Origin of the sequence: Paraburkholderia youngii, from assembly GCF_013366925.1 — a bacterium.
GTDB classification, from domain to species: domain Bacteria; phylum Pseudomonadota; class Gammaproteobacteria; order Burkholderiales; family Burkholderiaceae; genus Paraburkholderia; species Paraburkholderia youngii.
The window spans coordinates 16,618-36,000 of the sequence record NZ_JAALDK010000004.1; the positions used below are offsets into that span (position 1 = coordinate 16,618).

Genomic DNA, 19,383 nt, shown 5'->3' on the forward strand with positions numbered 1-19,383 from the left:
CTGTTTCATCCACAGTGCCTGCAAGAGTATGTGCAAACCGAGGCGGTTCTTGCGCGGACGGCGTATGCGGCGGCGCAAGCGACCGGGTCGATTCGCGTCCCGCCATCGGCGCGTTGCTGCCGGCGGCGCCGCACGGACGCAACGGTATTCTTTATGCAAAGGTGGCAGGCACGGCGTTGCGGGGAGCATTACGGGGCGTGACGCCAGGGCATGTCGGCGAACGGCTGGCGGATCTGCATCGTGCTATACATGGCCTCGGCGCGGCCGCGCAGCGGCATGCGCTGCGCGCCCTGCGTGGAATGCTCACGGCGCGATGCCGCGACGGCCGCCTGTGCCACGGCGACTTCCATCCGTTCAACGTGTTGCAGGACACAGGCGGCGGCGCGACGATCATCGACTGGATGACGGCCGAGATGGGCGACCCGCTCTGCGATGTCGCGCGCTCGATCGTCGGCCTGCGCTTCCCCCCGGCGCCGGGCGCCATGAGCGTGGCACCCGCCGAGAACGTCATGAGGCGCCTCTTGGCAGATGCCTATCTGCCACGCTATTCAGATGCACTCGACACACCGGACGCCCGCGAGCGAGTCGGACGCCGGCTGCCGCTTGCGGTCGCGGCACGGCTTGCCGACGGCATTGGAGCAAACAAAAGCGCGACGCTTGGCGAATGGGTTGCCGAATGGCTCGCCGGCCGGCGCGGGTTCTCGTCTGCAGAAGATCGCGAGCCTGCGCACGTCGCTCACCTTGATTAACGATATCCGGCACGTTGCTGCCGATGGAGCTCTCATGTCGGACGCAAAGGAACATGCCCGGTACTATGCTGCCCGCGCCGCGGAATACGACGCCTCTGTGGGTTATGGCACCGCGCTGGTCGAAGCCGGTCTGGCGCCGCTCAAGCAGCATTTGGTCGACGCGCTAAGTGGCCTGGATGTGCTCGAAATCGCGTGCGGCACTGGCTACTGGACCCACGCAATCTCGGGGGCGGCGCGCTCGCTATATGCTGTGGATTACGACGCAGCGTCGCTCGGGCTTGCCCGGCGGCGGCTTGCACACGAAGATCACGTCCGTTTTGAGCGCGCGGACGCTTATCGGCTCGACGAAGTGCCCGCCCGGTTCGACGGCGGTTTCGGCATGTTCTGGTGGTCGCACATGCCGCGGGCGCGCGCCTCTCCCGGTCCGCCATCCTGCGCCACGGACCGCGTCAGGGCGTACAAATAACTGTCGCCTGCAACAAGTCCGCGGTTCGGACGTGCTTCGTAATTGATCATCGTCCCCTCGCGGCAAAAACCGAGCCGCTCCATGCTGCTGTGCGCGCGGCCATCCACCGCGCAGCATGCGAACACCCGATACACCCCGGGCTGCGTAATCAGCCAGTCGAGAATGACGCGCAGGGCAAGGAAGAATTTGCGACGCTTGCGGCTGCCGCCTTGTCGGCTGATCATCACGCCGAGTTCGACTTGCGGCAACCGGGGCGTGAGTTCCACGATAGCCGTCAGCGCGCCGTCGTCCTCGCCGAACAGGCCGTAGCGGTATCGCAAGCCGTATTGCCAGCCCTTCATGGATTCCGTGATGTATGCGTGCGTGGCCCAGGCGTCGGTATGCCTCGGGATCACGAGATCGAGCATGGTTTCGTCGTCGCTGAACATCTGTTCGAAGAGCGTCGGACAATCGTCTGTCGTGAGCGGCCTGGCAATCAGGCCGTACGCGCTCATGGTATCGAACGGCTTTAACTCCATCGAAACCTCCTGTTCGTATCGGCGCGGCATGAGGTCTGCAACATCCGGTTTGCAGCACCCGGCTCGCGGGGTCAGGCGTCCGATATCACGATATTCACCGTCTTGCTGGTATCTCCCGGGAGGCCCATGGCCGCTGCGTCGTCGGTCGGGTGCATGTACGGCCTGATGTCGTCGCCATCGCCAGCGCTGCGGCCGTCCGCCGTGTTCGACCGGAATCAACCATGACCGACATGGCACTTCTCCAGACGACAGTGCATCGTCCGATTTCGTTGCACGTCCGGTATGGCATCCGCGAGCACAAGACTTGCAAGCGAATCCGGTACCACATGCAACCCGGCCAGCACCGCTGGATGCCGGAGCCCGGCCAGCGGCGTGAGATCGAGGACGCTGACAGGGGACCCGGCACGCTGCCCCGCAACAGGCGGCCGGCGCGCGGCGTAGCAATCAGTCGGTTACTTTGCCGCTGACTTGAGCGAGTCCGACAGGCCGTTGGAGAACTGCGCTTCGGCGTTCGTGATGGCGTTCTCGAGGTTCAACTTCTGCTCGAACATCTGGAACTGCATCGCTGCCAGTTGCAGCGCTTGCATCTCAGCTTCCATTGCCGCCATTCCGGCTATTGGAGCGGCGATTGCCATAGGATCCTCCGATGAGAAAAGTTGCGTTGGTTGGCTGTTTGCTGCGTTGACCGGGGCCGGTGAAGAAGCACCGACCACAGGGATGATCATAGGCATCCGTAAAAATGCGCACGTGCCGGACGCGAAGGCGGCGCGCCGCGTGCGAAGCAAGAGGACGGCTGCTTAAACCCTTAAGCGCCAACGCGAATCGATCGATGGAACTGGGAAGCGTGTGTTCTTCTTCGCTCGTGACGAAACATCTTCGCTTTTGCGGGCGTTGCGCCCGTGGCGCATGCTAGCGTCGTCAGACCGGGCTTCACTGCTTTCAAAATCCGGGGGCGCGCCGCTTGCAAGCTGGACCGCCCACGCTTTAAGGAGCGCACATGCCACTTCCTGGTTACTATCATATTGGCCCCGCTGCACCTATTGACACCGACGCCGCCGCGCACGAGCCACAATCCCCGGTCCGGCGGCCCTCCGGCACGCCCACGGCAAGTCAGAACGCTGGCGTGCTCGACGGCCTGACGGCGGGTGGACCGTCGCCGCGTGCGCGGTCCGCAAGCCGTCAGCCGCCTCCCGCACATTCGCCTTCCGGCATGCCGGAAGGTCCGCCGCAAATGTCGCCTCAGGATGTCCAGTCGCACAACAATCAGATGTCGCAGCTATTCCAGCTATTCCAGATGGCGCTGAATGTGTCGCAAAACAGCCGTCAGCTTCTACAAAAGGCTATGGACGGCGAAAGTCAGCTTACCGCATCGGAAGCCGCGGGAATGGAGCGCGCCGCCCGCTGATTGCGCGGGGCTCGCGAACCGGTAGTGGTGCAATTTGGATGCGCTGGTCTGTTACGCCCGAGATTTTGACGAGCACGAGCCAATGGGTAAGCTGAAAGACATTGACTGATTGTTCGACGGGCGCCATTTATCGCCTGGCCTTGAAAGCGGGCCATTCGTGGCGAGTCGACGAGAGCTATGTGAAGATCCGTGGCTAATGGGTCTATCTTAACTGCGCGGTTGACCGGGCGGGAACAACGGTCGATTTTCGACTCAGCGCCAAGCGGAATGTGGCTGCGACAAAGGCGTTCCTTTCTCAAAAAACTTGAACAATCTGATTGAGCAAGATCATCGCAACATCAAGTCCTGGGTCCACGCGATGCTCGGGTTCAAATGCTTCAGAAACGCGACCGTCACCCCCAGACGGCGCTTCGGCAGCGCATGCGTGAGATTGCCCAGACCCGTGTGCGATACGGCTACCGGCGGGTGCACGTGCTGCTCAAACGCGAAGGCTGGCGCGTGATCCGTAACCGGGTCTACCGGCTCTACGCTGAGGAAGAGTTGCAGCTACGCTCAAAGCGGTTCTGTTGCAGTAAGGGTGTCGGGACGAGAAATGTCGATATGATAAGTATTGCTTATGACACAAGGGAGTAAAACTGCTGGGAAGCAGGCGACGGGTCTTTGCCCGCAGATTTCATCTGTCCTTTCCTGATCATGTGCATTACCTCGATGCCGCCGAGAATGACCCTCGCACGGTGGAAGTTCTTGACTCCCAGCATCGGCCGGGTCCGGCGTTTGATAGCCCGATGGTCCTGTTCGACAATGTTGTTCAGATACTTGATCTGACGGACCTTGATCGGCGTCTCGCGATCGGCATTCACCGCATCCAGTGCGGCCAGATTGGAGCCGCTTTTGTCGATGGTCACGGTCTCTGGCGTACCATTATGGGTGATCGCCTTTTCAAAGAACCGCCGGGCAGCGACCTTGTCCCGCCTGGCCCTGAGCAGGAAGTCGACCGTGTCGCCCGCCTTGTCCACTGCCCGGTAAAGATATTTCCACTCACCTTTGATCTTGATATAGCTCTCGTCCATTCGCCAGCTTTTCCCAACCGGACGCTTGTGCTTGCGGAAGCTCCTTTCGAAGAGCGGCAGCAGTTTGATGACCCAGCGGTACACCGTCGAATGATCCACCGCGATACCACGCTCGCCCATCATTTCCGCAAGATTGCGCAAACTCAGCGAATAGGCCACGTACCATCGCACGCACAGCAAAATCACTTCAAGCGGGTAGTGACGGCGCTTCAGGACCTTGGCCAAGCCCGGCGCGAGTGTGGTTCGCAGTGTCTTCGTCTTCTTCATCGCACAGCTCAAAAATTCGCTACCCAATTTTAACGTGGGCCTTACTGCAACAGAACCACTTCGGCTCCTTCAGCCTGGGCCCGCTGCGCAATGGCAGGATAGTCTTCATCGAGCCACTTCCTGATCGCCGCCGACGATTGCTCATAAGCCTTCTTCAATGGCTTTTGCGGGGTGAAGCCCCAGCGCGACAGATACAGCCCCATCGTACGAACCGGCACACGGATGCCGAACCGTTGTTCGATCACTTCGGCCACGCTCTGACGGGTCCACAGGGCATAAGGCATTTTCAACTGGTCAGGTGTGCGGTCCTGGATGATTTTCTGCACGACCCGCTCCTGATCTGCGCTCAGGCTGCGTCCGGTACCCGACGGACGACCGCGAGGCCCGACATCCACGGCACGCCAGCCGCCCGCCTCGTACGCCTTGCAGGCCGCAATCACCGTCGTGGGCGACATCTCGCAACGCAGCGCCACTTCTTTCAACGCTACGCCTTCGATGCGCATCTTCACCGCGCGGCGACGGCGTTCATTCAGTGCCGCCATCGGCAAGGTTCGGGAGTCGATTTTTTCCATACTACTTCCGACCATGTGTTGCGCTCAAAGTTTCAACATTTTATTGCCGGATCAATATCCACCTTCTGCTCAAACACTGCGTATTTGTGTGGAGGGCCGTCAGCCAATAGACTCGCCGCAACGCCTGTTTTCGGTGATTGAGCGTCCGATGATGTCATCGCCATCGGTGCGGCCTTTTTGTAAAACGCCTCCACGGTCGGGAATCTACTAAGCGTGTCGATCGTGACTCGCATCAAGGGGACGGCATTGCTACCACAAGAGGGCATGCTTGCGCCGTCCTGCGGCGGCGCACTCGCTACGTCATGATCGGCTTTCACGGGCAGGATGAATGGAGGCGGTGTCGCGATTTGCCTGAGGTGATATTTGCGAACCGCAGGTTGTTCCATCACCGGGACGCAGTCGTAGGTCTGACCGTTTGCCACAAAGCTCTTCGAGACATGCACGCCGTTATAACGGTCCAGAATCGACTGGCGCATTTCTTCAAAAGCGGACGAGTCCCTGACTTTCAAAGAAGGCGATGCGGGAAGGTTGTGGTTGGTCTCCGCAAGCTCTGTCAGTTTGATGTCAGCATGGCCAACGTAGTCCTGAAAGTTTGCAGTTTTTGTATGTGCAATAAACGTGTCGAATGACTCCTGCTGCTGGTTCTGGGCCTGAGCATTCGCCTGAACCGTCATCGCCGAAATTACGGTGATACACAAAGTCACGGCATACCGAATTAATGTTCCGGACCTTCGAGGACTTGTGACTTCACTGATATCGCAACTTGAAACATGCTTTTCTTTTCGTCTGGCAGACATCGTTAGCATTTCCAACTCTCTCTAGTTGCCACGAAGACGATCTGATCGCGTTTCCCCGTATAACGGATAGATCGCCAGATCGGAGCGCCGAGCGGATCTTGCAAGGTCGGATCACCTACAGGGCCGACTGTCGCGTGCTCGTCGGAAAAGCTCAGAGACGGTTTCAAGTGCGACGCGTGTCGCCGTCCGCCATGGTCCAGCAGGCATTGATCTTCACCCCGCCACTCGTACCGGTTTTGGAAGCCGTATTGCCGGTAGGTGAGCATTTCGTCAGGTCGACCGCCACCGATACGGCAGCACCCCGGTAATGCGCTTTCCACATTGGCAGGGCTTGATAGTTGTTTCGCCGGTTCTGCATGCACCGATATCATCGGCGCGGCAATTAATGGCGCGACAAGGATTGTCTGCATGCAATTACCTCGCAGTTGAGATGGACGCGCGTTAGCTGGTAGGAAGTCTGCCGTAATATGGCATCAAAGGTGTTGATCTAGGGAAGGTCTGCACAACTCGTGTTCAGAGAGTTGGCCGTTTGCCACTTGCGTCGTATCAGCCATGAGAGTCTGCTGGCAGGTTGGTCGCCTGGCTTTTTGAAGCGTGACGACTACTGTTTGCCGAGATTCGCGGCCTGAATCTGCGAGCGTTTCAAGCTATCCACAAAGCCTTGCGTGCCATCCACAGGTTGCCCAGAGCAAATAGTGTCGTGATCTGGGCGGTGTTCTTCATCAACCCCCGGTACCGGGTCTTCGTATAGCCAAACTGCTGTTTGAGGACGCGGAACGGATGTTCAACCTTGGCGCGGATGCCGGCCTTCAGGCGTTCAATCTGATCGAATATCGCGTCCCGCCGATCGGTTAGGTCCAGTTGTCTGCGCCTGCCTGGTCGCATCGCGACATGCCAGCGAACCGCGCTTACCTGGCAGCGCTTTTCGATACCCTGATATCCGGCGTCAGCGTACACATCCATTTCCTGGCCGTGCAACAGCGCTTCGGCCGCATTGATGTCGTGAACGTTGGCGGCTGTGCCGATGACCGTGTGGACCAGGCCCGACTCTGCGTCCACGCCGATGTGCGCTTTCATCCCGAAGTACCATTGATTTCCCTTCTTCGTCTGGTGCATTTCCGGGTCCCGCGTACCAGAGCCGTTCTTCGTCGAAGTGGGTGCGGAAATCAAGGTAGCGTCGACCGCCGACCCCACCTTCAGCATCAAGCCTTTCTCGCTCAGGATCTCATTGACCAGCGTTAGCATCTGCGCAGCCAGGCCGTGCGTTTCGAGAAGGTGACGGAACCGGAGAATCGTGCTCTCGTCCGGCAAACGCGTCATACCCTCGTCCAGCCCAGCAAACTCACGATACAGCGGCACGTCATAAAGCGCCTCTTCCATCGCCGGGTCTGACAGACCAAACCACTGCTGCATGAAGTGGATCTGCAGCATCGTCGCAATAGGAAACGGCGGCCTTCCAGTCTTACCCCGTGGATAGTGCGGTTCGATCAACGCAATCAACCTCGCCCATGGCACAACGCGCCTCATCTCATCGAGAAATTCCCGCTTGCGCGTGCGTTTAGTTGAAAGATCCAGACCAAGACCAAGCTGTGTCATCGAGGTACCCCTTAAACCTGCCTTCTCCCAGGATAGTCCACCGAGACGTCAACGCCAGGACTTTTGCAGACCTTCCCTAGGGCAATGCTGACTAAGTCCACCGTTCACGACTGTCGAGCGTTATAGCGTGGACACGCAACGGCGAAAGTAAAAACGCGATGAAGCAATTACCCTGGCGAGGGCTGTCGATCAATGCGCGGGATTCGGGGCGCAGCGCAAACCCTACGCGACGCGAAGCGTTTCTCGACGAGATGAACATGATCGTGCCGTGGGCGCGACTGTGCGCAGTGGCGGAGCCGTTTTATTCGAAACGGGGCAATGGAAGCGCGTGAACGGGCCGACAAACGCGCCCCCCAGCGCGGTCCCGGTAAGTAGGCCAAAGGATGGCGCCGCGATCACACCTTGACGGCCAAGTCCAATCGAAGTCGCAAGGCTTTGAAGCCGCCCAGATGTGGTTCCTTTATGCGCCGCTCGAGCGAGCGACGGGCTCGCTCGTCTTCTTCCCATTGCACCAACGGTGCGACCCACAGCTCCTGCGCAACCTCGGGCCCCTGGGCCAGCAGCCCGTGAAGACGCAATTCTTGCGCGCGCGTGCGCAACGATTCAAATGACAGCTGCCGGAAACCGATGGCCATGATAAAGCGATTTGTTCTTGGTCATATGGCCATCTTACTCGACCGCCCTTGACAACGTGACAACGCCCCTTTTGTTTCTGGTCGCAGCTTTGTACTATTGCCGTGCTAGCATTTTCGTTCAAGCCGCTCAATCCGATCCACCATAAGTAGAGAAACTGCGGATGCACATTCATCCGCTTCATCCGATCAGGGACCGAAAACGCACATGACACTTTCTTTGGAAGACGCATTTTCCAGTGCACAGCAAACAAAACTGAATCGCCGCCTGCTGGTGGCGCTGATTGACCAAGCCGATACCCGTTGGTGGGGTGGTCATGTCGATAACTGGCAGCCGGACGAAGCACTGTTTTCCTCAGGGACGGCACTGAAGCGTTACCGGAAACTCGTGACCCGTTTCAAGAAAGGCGAAACCGCAAAGGCACACGTGCTGATGATGCACATCGACGGCACGTTCGGGGCCGTCATGTTTGGCGTGGAGTCAGCCGAGGAAGCGCAGCAGCTTCTTGAGGATACGCTGGAAGAAGTACGAGCCAGAACTTCAGATTGACGCCATCAACGCCGCGCGTGAAGCCCCGGTGAGGATCCACCAGAACAAGTATCTAAATAACATACCGAATAGGATATCGGGCGATCAAACAGATCATCAGAGCGATGAGGGGCTTCAAGGGCTCAAGCGCGTACGGGTGCTCATCGAGCGACTGTACGGCGTTACCTTCAGCGAGGTACATGTCTGGCGGTTGCTGGGCGCCTTGGGGTTCAGCTCGCAAAAGCCGGAGCGCCGGGCGATCGAGCGCAACGAGGAGGCGGTACTGACCTGGAAGCGCAAGACGTAGTTCTGTTGCAGTAAGGCCCACGTTAAAATTGGGTAGCGAATTTTTGAGCTGTGCGATGAAGAAGGCGAAGACACTGCGAACCACACTCGCGCCGGGCTTGGCCAAGGTCCTGAAGCGCCGTCACTACCCGCTTGAAGTGATTTTGCTGTGCGTGCGATGGTACGTGGCCTATTCGCTGAGTTTGCGCAATCTTGCGGAAATGATGGGCGAGCGTGGTGTCGCGGTGGATCATTCGACGGTGTACCGCTGGGTCATCAAACTGCTGCCGCTCTTCGAAAGGAGCTTCCGCAAGCACAAGCGTCCGGTTGGGAAAAGCTGGCGAATGGACGAGAGCTATATCAAGATCAAAGGTGAGTGGAAATATCTTTACCGGGCAGTGGACAAGGCGGGCGACACGGTCGACTTCCTGCTCAGGGCCAGGCGGGACAAGGTCGCTGCCCGGCGGTTCTTTGAAAAGGCGATCACCCATAATGGTACGCCAGAGACCGTGACCATCGACAAAAGCGGCTCCAATCTGGCCGCACTGGATGCGGTGAATGCCGATCGCGAGACGCCGATCAAGGTCCGTCAGATCAAGTATCTGAACAACATTGTCGAACAGGACCATCGGGCTATCAAACGCCGGACCCGGCCGATGCTGGGAGTCAAGAACTTCCACCGTGCGAGGGTCATTCTCGGCGGCATCGAGGTAATGCACATGATCAGGAAAGGACAGATGAAATCTGCGGGCAAAGACCCGTCGCCTGCTTCCCAGCAGTTTTACTCCCTTGTGTCATAAGCAATACTTATCATATCGACATTTCTCGTCCCGACACCCTTACTGCAACAGAACCGCCACGGCAGCGACGACGACACACGCGGCGACTTGCGTACCCAGGGTGGCACGATCAACGAGTTGAATCTGACGCCCGCGTCCGAGCGGTCGCCACCTTGGGCACCTTGACGGGCGCCGGACCCACCGCCGTGAGGATCTCGCGCTCTGGCAGATAGCCGTTGCGCACGAGCGCTCGTCGACCGTCCATCGTCTTCACATTCGAATATTGCTCAAGCATCGTCGCCAGTTCTGCCTCAATGGCCTGCTGGATGATTCGCCGCGCGCCTTGCTGGATCAGATCGTCCAGACCGCACGCGCCCTTGATGTCTGCTTCTGCTGCTTGACTGCTGTTCGTTTCCTGCGTACGTTTCGCCATCGTGGTAGAGTTCGATTGGGGAAGTGTTACCTTGGAAAGCAACATTTTCTCGCAATCGCCACCGCCTCCTCACCCCCTCCCTACGCCGCGTACACCAGTTTCAACGATAACTTCCGTTGCCGCCCAGATCCTCAGCGCAGTGGTAACGTCCTCAATCGTTTCACGCCATTCGCCAAACCTGCTTTGCCTGAACAGGCTTACAGCTCCTGGGTACCACGGCGAATCCGTCCGGTCCTGCAGCCAGCGCCAGTCGCACCCAAAGGCCGGGAGTAGTACCCAGCATGGTTTGCCGAGCGCGCCAGCAACGTGCGCGATCGCCGTGTCAACACAGATTGTCAGGTCCAACTGGGCGACGATGGCGGCTGTGTCGGCAAAATCCTTGATTTTCCCGCCCAGTTCGACGAGAGGCTGTTCTGCGGACGCTCGCCGGGATTCATCGCGTAGCCCATGCTGCAGACTGACGAACGTGAGCCCCGGTACCGACCACAGCGGAGCCAGGTCCGATATGTCACGCAAGGAACGGCTGTGATCGTTTCCGTGCGTGCCCCTGCCTTTCCAGACCAGCCCGATTCTTAGTCCCTCAGCGGGCAGTTCGTTGCGCCAGTATTCCAGCCGCTCGGGCGTCGCATGCACATATGGCAGAGAGCCAGGCATCGTTTCAACGGTCGTCCCGAAATGCATCGGCAGACTTAACGGAAACGTCCAGTAGTCATGCTCCGGTACCGATCCGGAATCCGTTATCACTTCGTCAACCCCGTCGACCGTCTCCAGCAGGGCGCCGAGGACCGGGTCGCAAACCACACTGATTCGCGACGGGCCGCGTCCCTTAAGCAAGGGAATGTAGCGGGCGAACTGTATGCAATCGCCGAATCCCTGTTCCGGCAGGAGCACGAGGGATTTGCCGCCCAAAGGCTCGCCCTGCCACTGCGGATATGAAAATCCCGGCACCACCATTTTCCGGTCGCTCATGTTCGGACTGTAACGGGTCTCATAGTTCGGCCATGCTTCGGCATATCTTCCTGTCGCAAGGAGCAGCAGGCTCAGATTGAAACGGGCATCAACATAGTCAGAATTCAGTTCCAGTGCCCGGATGAAGGCCGGTTCTGCTTCGGCAAACCGGCCGATGCCAGACAGTAAATGACCCAGATTGTTGTGGGCTGCTGGATAGTTTACGTTGAGCGCGAGTGCTTTTTTAAAAGCAGCTTCCGCATGGGCGTAACGTCCGGTTTTGCTCAGTAGGATTCCGAAATTGTTGTGCCCCTCTGCGTAGTCGGGCTTCAACAGCAGCGCATGGCGAAGGGTGGCCTCTGCTTCTACGAGCTGCACGGTTTCACAAAGAACCTGTCCCAGGTTGTTCCATGCCTCGGCAGAATCAGGCCTGAGGCCGACTACACGTCGAAAGGCAATCTCCGCTTCCACCGTTCGCTGCGTCTGGACAAGGAGAATACCCAGATGATTGTGTGCTTCAGCCAGATCGGGGTTCAACTCCAATGCCTTCCGGAACGCGGCTTCTGCGGCGGAAAGCTTACCCTGGCAACCCAATGCCACACCCAGATCTGTCATGAAAACAGCGTCTTTGCGGTGTGTCAGCGCCGCAAGGATCAGCACCTCCGCTTCGCCCGGCCTGCCTCTTTGCAATTCAATAACGCCTAGCAGATGCATGGCGTCAGCGTGCGCCGTATTGATCGACAGAAGCTGCCGGTAGGCAGCTTCTGCCTCGACCAGTCGGCCTGCCCGGTGTGCGGCAACAGCGACCTCAAACTTGGTCATGGCGCATCCTTTGCGCGATCGAGAGCATTCGCAGTATGTCCTTGCTCGCCGTTGAAGTTGAAGCTCCCTGTTAATCGGTCACGCCCGGGCATTGATTCGATCAAGAGGTTTGGGAGCCAGGATCCGTTAAAAAAAATCGGGCATGTCCAAGACTAGGCTGCTGATCTGAACGCAAAATCGATCGTCGGATCGAGGGGCGAAACGGGACGCTGGAGATCGAGCAGATAGTCCCCGAGCCGGTTGATGTGCTCGCGCCGGTAGGGCGATAGTACCCTCAGGACGTCTGCATCGACCGGGTGCCCCTTCTCCTTCAGTTCCTTCAGCTTGCGCGACATCCATTGCACGTTGTACAGGATCACCATGTTCGCGACGAGGTGGTTGTATTTGATCACCTTGCGTTGCTCGTGTCGGACGTTTTCGGCTATCACTCCTTCGCCACCGAACATCAGCTACTGGGCGAAGTCGTTGAACTGCTCGCTCTTGTTGGTCGCCGCGTGAATCGTCCGTCGTAGATCCGGTTGATTGAGATACTTCAGCAGGAACAGCGTCCGGATCACGCGCCCCAGCTCCCGGAATGCGAAGTAGAGCTTGTTTTTTGTACTCTCCGATCCGAGGCGGCGCAGGATCGTCGATGGCGTCATCCTGCCTGCCTTGATTGACAATGCAACGCGCATCATGTCGACATAATGACGTTCGATGAGTGACCAGTCAATCGCCTGACGGCACAAGCTGTCGATGTGCTTGTATTTGCGCCCCCGGTCGGCCTTGTACAGCACGAGATCCTTGATGTTGCGCATGCGCGGCATGAGGTTGATGCCCACCACGTACGACAGGCCGAAGACCGGACCGCTTTGCGCCCTGCGTATCACCGTGGATCGTATCGGGCTTGACGTCGGCGCCATTCAGGATCAGCCCATCGAGGATGTAGACGGCTTCGTGGACGCCGCATGGGATGAAGTGACTGCACAGCGCGATGTACATGTCGGATACGTGATAGTAGCCGATCCCGCCGTATCCTTTGCGAGTGAGACCTTTCACCGAGCGCGCCGTCTGGCTCGGCCCCAGGTTGCAGCCGTAGCAGAACAGCGTCGTGATGAAACGCTTGCGCGGATCGTCGATTTTCGCGTCAAACCCGGATAGCGGTCCAAACAGTTTATGCAGGTCGAGCCACTGCTCGGTTTCGGTGAGGAGATCCAGGATGCTGAGCTGCGGCATCGATGCCGTGATGGCCTGATCGATCAACGTGCGGTTCGGCGGCTCGGGCTCCTTGCCCGGCTTGTGGATGACGAGTTCCTCATTGACGAACTCGATGCTGTCGTTTGCCGGGAAGTTCGCATCGGCCTCGTCAAGCGCCGCGTTCAGCCTGCCTCGCAGATCCTTCGCAAAGCTCTTGCCGTCCGTGGGCAAGCCCACGATCTCACAATAGCGCGGCAGTTCACGCCGGAATTTTTCGTCGGTAACTTGATGCACCCGATAGTCGTCGAAGCGGTCGCTGCCCTCCACATAGAGGTCACCGGAATTGAGTTCCCGCATGATCTGGCTGAAGACACCCAGCTCAAAGAACCGGCGGTGCAGCATCCGGCTGTCCCGGCCGTGCGGAAATGTCGCGCGCTCCCACTTCTCCGGCAACCAGTCCAGAGGCAGCTTCGCGAGGTCGTTGTCGGTCAGCAGCAGGTATTCGCGGTGCGCGCTGCGGAAACCTTGCAGCCACGCGAGCGCGACCAGCACCGCGCGGTCCTGCGAGCTCGATTGCAGCGGCAGCACGTCCAGGCACTGGAACAGCAGCGAGCGCTGAGTGCGGTACGGCACGAGCATGAACGGCAGATCGAACTGTCCGGCATAAGCGATGTGCTCGTTGCATTGTGCGAGCGCTTCGGCCGGATCGCCGAGCGCCTCGCGGATTTTCGGTAACCGCTTAGGCTCCGGTACGCCCTCATCCTGAAGTATCTGCAGGACGTCCCGGAACTGCCCGACCAGTCCCTCCAGCATACCGGCGTGCTCAAGCTGGTATTTTTGCAGTCGGACCTTTGCGTAGGACTCCAGCTTGCGCACCACCTTGATGAAGATCTCGGCGACGTCATCAAGCGCCTTCTGCAACTGCGCCTGGATGAACAGTACCGCAAGTGCATGACGCTTCGAGGTCTTGAGCGAACGAAACTCGGCGACATCGAGTGCGCGCGCTTCGGTCACCAGTTGGGTCCGTTTGCTCACCGAGAGCATCGCGGGCGTTGGCGGCAGGCCCTCGGCCAGCTTGCGCAGCTCGTGAATGTGCTTGAGGAAACTTGCAATCACGCGTACAGCAGGCCGCTTCGATTCGCGTTTGAGATCGTCCCAGCCCGATTTGCCAGCCTTGACGATCAGGAGCGCGTCAATTTTCGCGACGAGTGACGCGTCGAGCGCGTCCGCTATGGCCCCGTAGATGGCTTCGTTGACCTCGTTGCGGGCCTGCACGGCGATGCGCTGCAGAGTTGCCAGCGGCGGCAGTTCGTAGCGGTGGCGGACCAGTTCCTCGATCAACACGTTGACGATATCGGGCAGTTCGACTTTTGTCTTCGCCTCATTCAGGGCAAGTTCGCCCAGCCATTGTGCCTGGTCGATAGGCCAATGCTGGGATTCAAGAACTTCTCCCGTGCGAGGGTCACATTCTCGGCGGCATCGAGGTAATGCACATGATCAGGAAAGGACAGATGAAATGTGCGGGCAAAGACCCGTCGTCTGCTTTCCAGCAGTTTTACTCCCCTGTGTCATAAGCAATACTTACCAGATCGACATTTCTCGTCCCGACACCCTTACTGCAACAGAACCCGAAGCGGTGGTGTATCGCGTGCCTGCGGCGATTCACGTTCCGGCCGCTCTCCAGCCGGTCGTCACGCCGACCATGACACCGCCCGCCGCGCATCCGGTCGCGGCCGCACCGCTTGCCGAATTAGTGGACATATTAGCGCTTCTGCGAAAAACCGTTATCAGAAAATGCGAGCCGCAACATCAGTTTTATTGATCTGATTTGCTTGCATCCTTGCAGCCGCTCGGACAAAATTCGACGGGAATACTGAGATAGTCTGGTCACGTTGGCGGTAAGGGTCAGGTGTTACGCTTTTATTTCGGTGCTCTATCATCACGTGATGTTGAGCGGAGGCGCGCCAGTGCGGCGACTCTTGCGAAACAGCCGAGCGCAACTGATGAAAACGGCAGGGAAGCACGAAAATGGATGCGCCTGACACAGCCCTCCGTGGGCAGAATAAGACGGCAAGTGGCCGCCGTCCGTGCTTTTTGAGCTGGGAGAGAGGAAACTAGGAATTCTGTTATGCGAAGTAAATCCACTCGGCCGCTCCTACGGTCAGCCTGCGCGGTCACCTTCCATGACTAGGCGCGGGCGGGCCGTAGAGAACGTTCCGTAACGCACAGATCCGACGGAGCTTGACTTCCTGCTCCATCGTAGAGAAATCAAATTCAAAAATATATGCTATCACTCAAGAAATTCAATACATCCAAGGATCATAGGGCGCTGGCCGTCATGACGGTCATCGTCCTGAGCACAGCTTGGTCAACGTCTGTCGTTTATGCTCAATCGCCTACCTCGGAGACTGACACAAAATCGCCTTATACACAGGCGTCGAAGGAACAGCAAGCAAATTGGCGAGAGTCAGTACGACAAATGGGGCCTCCTCCTAGCAGGATGCGGAAATACCCCCGCCCGGAATCGGCCTTCCACGATTTGAGCGCCCACCGTCGCTAAATCTTTCGCATTGTGCAATTTCAACGCGCATCAACCTTTTTAAAGCACTGTGAGGCCGGCTTCTGGCCTCATTGCCGCCTTTTCCAGCCACTATGGGCGGATTTGTGCCAGGGATCGCATGCGCACGAGGTTATAGGCCGTCATGTTCAACACGAACATCTGGTCCACCTTCTTCAAGCCGCGCACCATCACCTGGCGCATGCGCCCTACGGTCTTGGCCCAGCCGAAACCTTGTTCGATCAACTTCCGCTTTTGCTGCGAAATGGCGTAGCCCGCGCTCGAGGCAATCGTATCGGGCACTGCCGAACGTCGCCCCGAGGTGTTTTGCGCAACGTGCGGTGTGACCTTCATCTGTTGGCACGCCTCGATGAATTCCTGAGCGTCGTAACCCTTGTCTGCACCCAACGTAATTTCTACGTTCGGATTCAGCGAAACAGCAGGTTGTACTGCACCTGCTCCATGAGTTGGCGCTCCGAGCGGATGCTGTAAAGGATCTGGATCAGCATGGCTCGCAGCAACTTCTCTGGCGCGATGCTCGGCCGTCCACCCTTTATGTCAGCTTCGTACATCCCCGCGAACAGTCGATCCATCTTCGCCAGCGCTTCGTTCGCCATCACGCGGATCGAACGCAACGGATGCGACTTGGGCACGAAGTCGTCCAGCTTGCGTACGGAAAACAAACTCTCGGTGAACGTGTCGGCGCCGCGCATGATCTCCAGTGGGCAAGTGGTGGTTCATCTATCAACGCTTCACGAACTCTGCGCGATGACGTGTTTCAGCGGTACTTCAGCAACCTGCTAAGGCAGGATGCTACCGGATGTCTTATCCCGACGCCACATGGAAGGAAGCGCCGTGCGCAATGGCATCCGTTCAGCATCCTACTGCGAAACATGCGTCTCCCGTCGAAACGATGAGAAAGAAACGAATGAGTCAAAGTGAGCATATTACAGACGATAATGCCGATTCCGCAGAGGATATGGCCGCATTCACAGGGAACGGGAGGGATTATATGGCACAGACCGAGGGGCTCACGACCTCAGCAATTGGGGGCTTCCCGGGAACCGTTGTAAGCGGTCTTGTGGACGATGCCAAGGGTTATTCGCTTCAACTCAATACTAACCATCCTCGCGCTAATGCATCCTATTGTGCACAGAACGGATTTCATCCGGATTGTGAAGTGTGGCAACAATTCGTCTATTCTTCTACTTATCCTTGGCAGCCTGGGCCTCAGGGTGTAACTCCTGAAGGGCCACAAATATATATACAGGACTGGATATTGCTGACGAATAACGACGATGTACATCGTCCGTGCCCCGCTGGATGGCAAAAGGCTGCGGATGGATGCTACAAAAACAGTCCCACTCTTGCGGCGCCAGCCATTCCCGTGGGCAATCTCGGCTTGACGACCTTGGCGGGGTATGTCTCGACGCCCGGTTCGGGCGCAACCGATACCGTAATACTCACGTATATGGGTAGTGCCTACACCGTAAGCCAGCCGGACGACACCCTTGATATCGCTCAAGGCTGGAGTCAGTCTGAATTTAACATTTTCGGTAACGCAAATGCTTCGAAATTATCTTTTAGGCCAAAAACGTCGATTACAGTAAATCTGCAAGTAAACGACGGAACCACATATGCACCAAAGTGTTTGTATGGCGGGACAACCGGGGAAACTAATAACTTAAACTTGGGAAAATGTACCGCCACAGAAGGCGCGATGCCGTCAATTCAGTTTACCGAATCGATGAACTGAGAACCGACCGAGTCCCTTAACAGGTTGCGGAAATACACCCCCCGGCGGAAGCGGCGCTCCTCGATTTACGCGCCCGCCGATCGCAAACTTTCGCATTGTGCATTCTCAACGCGAATTCAACGTTCTTTCGGCGGTTTGAGGCTAGTTTTTGGCCTCATTGCCGCGATCACCGCCACTATGAATTAGTCGGGTCTGAATAATTCGTTTTCGGCGACGACGCCGTTCATGGTGTCGAAGCGGAAGCCGCGGAGCGGTTGAACAATGCGACAAGTACAAGGACGTAAAAACGCCGCAGCTTTCTGAGGATCGTGCGCAGGTTGTGCCCGGCACCACATAGCACTGCGTTGATCGCATCCCCGAGCGCGCCCTTGAGCCAGTTCCGGTCGAGTTTGCCGTCGGCCTTCATATGACCGATCGCTGGTTCAATCGCGCTGCGCCGCCGGATCATGGCGCGCAACGTGCGCGTGATGCCGCGTCGCAGGCCGGGATGGTAGACCTTCACCCCGTCTGGCTCAGCGCCCCGGTAACCACGGTCGACGATCGCGATTTCAGGTTTGACATCGCTGAGAATCGCTGCCTGCTCCAGCGCTTCTTCCAGCGTATGTCCATCGTACGGATTGCCCGGCATCGAGCGGGCACCCACCACCAGCCCTTCCCGGTGTGTCGTCGTGATCGACACCTTGACGCCAAACTCGTATGGCGTGCGCGCCTTACCCTTGGCCAGGCACTCGACTTCCGGCGCGTGCAGCGCGTACAGCTTATTTTTGTCCTTCGTCTTCTGCGTCAGGATTCGCTTCGCGCGGGCAATCAGTTCCTGCAGCTCAGCTCGCCTGTTATCAACCACCGTGTCGAGTTGCCGTTCGACATCGCGCATGACGCGGCCGACACGCGAGCGCAGGGTGCGCACTGCCTTTCTCATCCGCCGGTACTGCTTCGCGTGCGCGTAGCGGCTGATCTGGGTGGCCAGGCGTGGTGCTTCGCGGTTGTAGTTCTGACGCAGTTTCAGGCCGTGCCGCGCAGCGGCCTTCACGAGGTGTTCACGACAGCGCTCCAGCAGTCGCGAGTCAGTCGGATGTGCGATCGCCTTGGGCATCACGGTCGTATCAACGATTACGCGTTTCGCGCTCGACGCCTTGATCACTCCGGCACGCTTCGCCGCGTCGATCGTCTCGGCGAGCAACTCCTCGACACCGGCTTCTCCCAACCGTTTGCGCCATCGCGTGAGGCTGGACGGATCGATCGGCGGTTCGGTCTGCAAGTACGTCTCGCCCGTAAAAACCTGCCAGTACGGGTTCTCAACCCATTGCCACACAACATCCTCGTCCGAGAGGTCGAAGGCGTGCTGCAGATACAGCAGACCAGCGATCAGTCGAGGCGAACTCGCAGGTCTGCCTTTACCCGAAACGAAACTCGCGCTCATCGATGCACTGAGCCGCTCCCAATTGATCAGCTCGGCCAGCCGTACCAGTGGATGCTTGAGATTGATCTGTTCGCGCAGTGGATGCCGGAACAAATCCTTCTCCGTTACAGGCGCCTTCGGACCCATCTAAACCTCGTCAGAATTTGCAGGCTATACCCAGCAATATGCCAGGTCTCTGCAATTCCAACAACACGATTTCCGCCGGAAACCCCCAACGCTTAAGGCTCTACGGTTTGTTCAGGCTGGACGAATTAGTCGGCCCTGAAAAACTCGAAGCGCCTTGTGCAGCAAGGGTTTGAAGCTGAATGTTGTTGATGCATTTGCAGGAACCTGGCAGATTGTATGGACCCGACGCCTTTTGCAAGCTTCTTTTTCCTGATGTCGAAACGGTCTGCATGCATGTATCCGGCTTGCCGGTGGGCGACTTGCCGAAGCACGCCCGCAGCCTTGATGAGATCCGCACACCCTGTCCTTAGCAAATTCGCGGCTTGCCTGAAGGGCAGCCGGCAGGAATCACAGGTTTCAGGATGCTGGTTCAACCATTTTCGTCATCGCTTTAAGAAGCTTCGCAAACCAGGGGGAGTCATGCGGTTCTGTCGCGTTAAG

General features: G+C 58.1%; 16 protein-coding genes and 9 pseudogenes. 12 read left to right on the plus strand and 13 right to left on the minus strand.

The annotated features are described in order from the left end of the window. The first annotated feature begins 113 nt into the window (after positions 1-113). Together G5S42_RS42460 and G5S42_RS46010 are read left to right on the plus strand one after the other, a co-directional pair. A complete protein-coding gene (locus G5S42_RS42460) occupies positions 114-749 on the plus strand; it encodes a phosphotransferase family protein (RefSeq protein WP_176112557.1) in 636 nt (211 codons plus the stop codon). Between the two features lie 34 nt (positions 750-783). Further along, positions 784-1,095, plus strand: a pseudogene (locus G5S42_RS46010) (class I SAM-dependent methyltransferase); the annotation flags it as partial. Here G5S42_RS46010 and G5S42_RS42465 read toward each other — a convergent pair. Further along, on the minus strand, positions 1,083-1,763 hold the full coding sequence (locus G5S42_RS42465; protein WP_376777365.1) for a GNAT family N-acetyltransferase: 681 nt from the start codon (positions 1,761-1,763) through the stop codon (positions 1,083-1,085). The pseudogene G5S42_RS46010 and the gene G5S42_RS42465 overlap by 13 nt on opposite strands. Positions 1,764-2,185: 422 nt before the next feature. After that, positions 2,186-2,368 (minus strand): hypothetical protein, encoded by a 183-nt coding sequence (locus G5S42_RS42470; protein ID WP_217710380.1) that lies wholly within the window; start codon positions 2,366-2,368, stop codon positions 2,186-2,188. Positions 2,369-2,856: 488 nt separating this feature from the next. On the opposite strand from G5S42_RS42470, the gene G5S42_RS43980 reads away from it, so the two are divergent. The 3 genes and pseudogenes from G5S42_RS43980 to G5S42_RS42485 form a co-directional block, all read left to right on the plus strand. Then, positions 2,857-3,138: a hypothetical protein gene (locus tag G5S42_RS43980; protein ID WP_217710381.1), complete on the plus strand. Its 282-nt coding sequence runs from the start codon at positions 2,857-2,859 to the stop codon at positions 3,136-3,138. 149 nt (positions 3,139-3,287) lie between these two features. After that, positions 3,288-3,526, plus strand: a pseudogene (locus G5S42_RS42480) (DDE-type integrase/transposase/recombinase); the annotation flags it as partial. Between the two features lie 5 nt (positions 3,527-3,531). Next, positions 3,532-3,696 (plus strand): annotated as a pseudogene (locus G5S42_RS42485) (IS3 family transposase); the annotation flags it as partial. 56 nt (positions 3,697-3,752) lie between these two features. Here G5S42_RS42485 and G5S42_RS42490 read toward each other — a convergent pair. From G5S42_RS42490 to G5S42_RS42510, 5 genes and pseudogenes are all read right to left on the minus strand, one after another. Next, positions 3,753-4,475 carry an IS6 family transposase gene (locus G5S42_RS42490; protein ID WP_176112563.1) on the minus strand — a complete coding sequence of 241 codons (723 nt, stop codon included), beginning with the start codon at positions 4,473-4,475 and terminating at the stop codon, positions 3,753-3,755. Positions 4,476-4,531: 56 nt separating this feature from the next. After that, positions 4,532-4,858: pseudogene (locus G5S42_RS46015) on the minus strand (winged helix-turn-helix domain-containing protein); the annotation flags it as partial. Between the two features lie 221 nt (positions 4,859-5,079). After that, positions 5,080-5,844, minus strand: a complete 765-nt coding sequence (locus tag G5S42_RS42500; RefSeq protein WP_176112567.1) for a hypothetical protein — start codon at positions 5,842-5,844, stop codon at positions 5,080-5,082. 2 nt (positions 5,845-5,846) lie between these two features. Further along, complete coding sequence (locus tag G5S42_RS46135) at positions 5,847-6,254, minus strand: hypothetical protein (RefSeq protein WP_246392619.1); 408 nt, start codon at positions 6,252-6,254, stop codon at positions 5,847-5,849. A 232-nt stretch (positions 6,255-6,486) separates the two neighbouring features. Beyond that, complete coding sequence (locus tag G5S42_RS42510; protein WP_176112570.1) at positions 6,487-7,440, minus strand: IS5 family transposase; 954 nt, start codon at positions 7,438-7,440, stop codon at positions 6,487-6,489. Positions 7,441-7,606: 166 nt separating this feature from the next. On the opposite strand from G5S42_RS42510, the pseudogene G5S42_RS45010 reads away from it, so the two are divergent. Then, a pseudogene (locus tag G5S42_RS45010) lies at positions 7,607-7,763 on the plus strand (IS5/IS1182 family transposase); the annotation flags it as partial. Positions 7,764-7,835: 72 nt separating this feature from the next. On the opposite strand, the gene G5S42_RS42515 reads toward G5S42_RS45010, so the two are convergent. Further along, a complete protein-coding gene (locus G5S42_RS42515) occupies positions 7,836-8,075 on the minus strand; it encodes a hypothetical protein (RefSeq protein WP_176112572.1) in 240 nt (79 codons plus the stop codon). A gap of 205 nt (positions 8,076-8,280) precedes the next feature. On the opposite strand from G5S42_RS42515, the gene G5S42_RS42520 reads away from it, so the two are divergent. Genes G5S42_RS42520 through G5S42_RS42530 form a run of 3 tightly spaced genes read left to right on the plus strand, consistent with a single transcriptional unit; the run spans position 8,281 to position 9,686 of the window. Beyond that, positions 8,281-8,622, plus strand: a complete 342-nt coding sequence (locus tag G5S42_RS42520) for a hypothetical protein (RefSeq protein WP_176112573.1) — start codon at positions 8,281-8,283, stop codon at positions 8,620-8,622. A 28-nt stretch (positions 8,623-8,650) separates the two neighbouring features. Then, positions 8,651-8,908: a helix-turn-helix domain-containing protein gene (locus G5S42_RS45380; protein WP_176112575.1), complete on the plus strand. Its 258-nt coding sequence runs from the start codon at positions 8,651-8,653 to the stop codon at positions 8,906-8,908. A 55-nt stretch (positions 8,909-8,963) separates the two neighbouring features. Continuing rightward, the gene (locus G5S42_RS42530) at positions 8,964-9,686 is read left to right on the plus strand and encodes an IS6 family transposase (protein WP_176112576.1); all 723 of its coding nucleotides are present in this window, start codon (positions 8,964-8,966) and stop codon (positions 9,684-9,686) included. A gap of 26 nt (positions 9,687-9,712) precedes the next feature. On the opposite strand, the pseudogene G5S42_RS42535 reads toward G5S42_RS42530, so the two are convergent. The 3 genes and pseudogenes from G5S42_RS42535 to G5S42_RS42545 form a co-directional block, all read right to left on the minus strand. Further along, positions 9,713-10,098 (minus strand): annotated as a pseudogene (locus G5S42_RS42535) (transposase); the annotation flags it as partial. Between the two features lie 69 nt (positions 10,099-10,167). Next, positions 10,168-11,868 carry a tetratricopeptide repeat protein gene (locus G5S42_RS42540; RefSeq protein ID WP_176112579.1) on the minus strand — a complete coding sequence of 567 codons (1,701 nt, stop codon included), beginning with the start codon at positions 11,866-11,868 and terminating at the stop codon, positions 10,168-10,170. Positions 11,869-12,020: 152 nt separating this feature from the next. Next, positions 12,021-14,469: pseudogene (locus G5S42_RS42545) on the minus strand (Tn3 family transposase); the annotation flags it as partial. Here G5S42_RS42545 and G5S42_RS42550 point away from each other — a divergent pair. Further along, positions 14,467-14,618 (plus strand): annotated as a pseudogene (locus G5S42_RS42550) (IS6 family transposase); the annotation flags it as partial. The pseudogenes G5S42_RS42545 and G5S42_RS42550 sit on opposite strands and share 3 nt — an antisense overlap. Beyond that, positions 14,561-14,866: a hypothetical protein gene (locus G5S42_RS42555; RefSeq protein ID WP_176112528.1), complete on the plus strand. Its 306-nt coding sequence runs from the start codon at positions 14,561-14,563 to the stop codon at positions 14,864-14,866. The pseudogene G5S42_RS42550 and the gene G5S42_RS42555, both read left to right, overlap by 58 nt. A gap of 828 nt (positions 14,867-15,694) precedes the next feature. Here the strand turns inward: G5S42_RS42555 and G5S42_RS42560 are convergent. Next, positions 15,695-16,314: pseudogene (locus G5S42_RS42560) on the minus strand (transposase). A 107-nt stretch (positions 16,315-16,421) separates the two neighbouring features. On the opposite strand from G5S42_RS42560, the gene G5S42_RS42565 reads away from it, so the two are divergent. After that, positions 16,422-17,357 (plus strand): hypothetical protein, encoded by a 936-nt coding sequence (locus tag G5S42_RS42565; protein WP_176112581.1) that lies wholly within the window; start codon positions 16,422-16,424, stop codon positions 17,355-17,357. A gap of 223 nt (positions 17,358-17,580) precedes the next feature. On the opposite strand, the gene G5S42_RS42570 is transcribed toward G5S42_RS42565, so the two are convergent. After that, positions 17,581-18,903 carry an IS5 family transposase gene (locus G5S42_RS42570; RefSeq protein ID WP_176112582.1) on the minus strand — a complete coding sequence of 441 codons (1,323 nt, stop codon included), beginning with the start codon at positions 18,901-18,903 and terminating at the stop codon, positions 17,581-17,583. Between the last annotated feature and the right edge of the window lie 480 nt (positions 18,904-19,383).